2 protein-coding genes are annotated in these 2,381 nt (G+C 39.4%); both read left to right on the top strand.

Annotation, left to right across the window (positions count from 1 at the left end; translation table 11 throughout):
• Positions 1 to 107 precede the first annotated feature (107 nt).
• Positions 108 to 938, top strand: a complete 831-nt coding sequence (locus tag BXY64_RS00010; RefSeq protein WP_120237961.1) for a tyrosine-type recombinase/integrase — start codon at positions 108 to 110, stop codon at positions 936 to 938.
• Complete coding sequence (locus BXY64_RS00005; protein ID WP_120237960.1) at positions 928 to 2,070, top strand: IS91 family transposase; 1,143 nt, start codon at positions 928 to 930, stop codon at positions 2,068 to 2,070. The genes BXY64_RS00010 and BXY64_RS00005 overlap by 11 nt, the downstream gene beginning before the upstream one ends.
• Positions 2,071 to 2,381 lie beyond the last annotated feature (311 nt).

Raw genomic sequence — 2,381 nt, 5'->3', positions numbered from 1 at the left:
GTTGAACAAAAACCGCCTACAGCGGTAGCTTACAAATAAGGTTGTAACTTGCTTAAGTATTTATTCATTAAAATATTAAGTCATGAAAAAAAAGCCTTAGAGAACGTATGATTGCGGAGATGCAAATTCGCAACTACAGTCCACGAACGATTGGAAGCTATGTATCCAGTCTTATACAAGTTTCTCAGTATTACCAGCTATCCCCTGAGCATATAAGTCTGGAACAATTTAAAGACTATCTTACCCACAGAATCAATGAGGACAAAATTTCCAATGCCACAATAAATCAGGCCATAGGAGCCTGGAGGATTTTGCAATGCGATATTTTGCATCGCAACTGGAAGGCCTTCCAGGTAAAACGTCCCAGAATAGAAAAGAAAATTCCACGAGTTCTTTCTCAAGCTCAAATACTGAGTCTTTTGGACACAGTTTCCAATCTAAAGCACTACGCCTTGCTCTCATTGGCCTATGCTACAGGCATGAGAAGAAATGAAATATTGCATCTTCAGTTAAAGGACATTGATTCAGCCAGAAATATGATTTTGGTAAGTCAGGGAAAAGGCCATAAACAGAGACAAATTCCCATTCACAATTCAACACTTGGGATTCTTAGGGAGTATTACAAGAAGTATCGTCCTGCCAAGTTCCTGTTTGAAGGATACAAACCAGGAGTTCCCTATTCAGCCAGTTCTTTTCGCAACATTCTTTACAAAGCAGCCAAACGTGCCTGCATTACCAGGAAAGTAACTCCACATCTTCTTCGCCATAGTTTTGCAACCCACATGCTTGAAAAAGGATTAAACCTGAAACGCTTGCAGCTGCTTTTGGGACACAATACCATGAAAACCACTTCTGTTTACCTTCATGTGGCCGATATGAGTTCTGCCAATGTACCAGATCTTTTGAACACGGATAAGGATACCCAGAATGGAAAATAAACGAAGCAGGTACGATCTGGCAGATATTTTAAGGGAGTATAGAGATATTTTTTATCGCAGTTATCACTTGTTGGAGCAGCAGGAAAAAGCTTATCGTGACATTTGCAAGTGCAGAACCAGTGAACTTGGAGGACACACCAACTTCTGTAACTCTTGCGATTACAGCAATCAGGCCTATAATTCCTGTCGCAACAAGCATTGTCCCAAGTGCCAGTTTATCAAACAGGTTAGATGGGTGGATAAACTACGTGCAAAACTTCCTGCATGTAAACATTTTCATTTGGTTTTGACCATTCCCCACCGATTGAATAAACTTTTCTATTTGAATCAAAACATCTTGTACAATGCCCTATTCCAGTCCGCATGGCAAGCTGTGAGCAAGGCTGCAAGTAATCCCCGTTTTTTAGGAGCACAAACTGGTGCTGTTGCCGTACTGCATACCTGGACACAAACTTTGGGACAGCATCCTCACATTCACATGATCATTCCTGCGGGAGGATTATCGGAAGATCAAATGGAATGGATTCCTTCACGTAAAGATTTTTTTGCACCTAAAAAGGTAATCAGTCGATTGTTTCGGGGAATCTTGTGTGAAAGAATAGGGCTTGCATTGGAACAGTCTGCGCTAAACCTTCCTAATGGTTTTGATTGGAAGCAGGTCAAACAACAGCTTTACAAGAGTGATTGGAATGTCAATATCAAAAAGCCCATGGCTGGCATTGACTCTGTGATTGAATATTTGGGCAGATACACCAACAGGGTAGCCATTAACAATAGTCGAATCACTGCAATTGAGAAAGACAAGGTGTTTTTTCGATATAAGAACAGAAAAACGGGCATTCACAAGGTTATGAAGCTTGAGGCGTTGGAATTCATTCGAAGGTTCATGCTACACATATTGCCACACAATTTTTACAAGATCAGGTATTACGGCATACTTTCATCTGCAAACTCTCAAAGCAAAATGCCAGAGGTTAATGCTCTATTAAAGAACTGTGTATTCATCCCTCGTTTTGAAGGTTTGCCAACCATAGAGGTATATGATTTAATTACGGGCAAGGATATGAGTAGATGTCCCAAATGTAAGAATGGACGTATTTTATGTAGATCACTGCCTGATCCGGATACATGATGTTATAAACAGAAAATAATGTTCTTTGTATGCTGAATTTTAAAATCAACAGCTGTTTGCTAAACGGTAAAGTTATGCACTTATCTCAAGGCATTCTAATAATAAGGCATTGTATATCATCTGGTTTTAACCTTCGTAAGAGTCAGTTGCTACAGCAAGATACAAAGCAAATCCTATAAATGCCCATAGGCCGACGGCATTGTCCAACCATGTTTTATCCTTTATTTGGAATTATTCTGCGAAGAAAATTCAACTCTCTTAATAATGTTTTGTTAATTTTATCAAACGAAAGGATAAAACACTTTTACGTT

The organism is Marinifilum flexuosum (assembly GCF_003610555.1).
GTDB classification, from domain to species: Bacteria; Bacteroidota; Bacteroidia; order Bacteroidales; family Marinifilaceae; genus Marinifilum; species Marinifilum flexuosum.
Note: the sequence above shows the minus strand (reverse complement) of the source record. Positions and strands in the feature narration are given on the sequence as shown.

Excerpts from the sequence above, each read along its gene's own strand:
- BXY64_RS00010 (WP_120237961.1), top strand. The coding sequence starts at position 108 with ATGATTGCGGAGATGCAAATTCGCAACTACAGTCCACGAACGATTGGA.
- BXY64_RS00005 (WP_120237960.1), top strand. The coding sequence starts at position 928 with ATGGAAAATAAACGAAGCAGGTACGATCTGGCAGATATTTTAAGGGAG.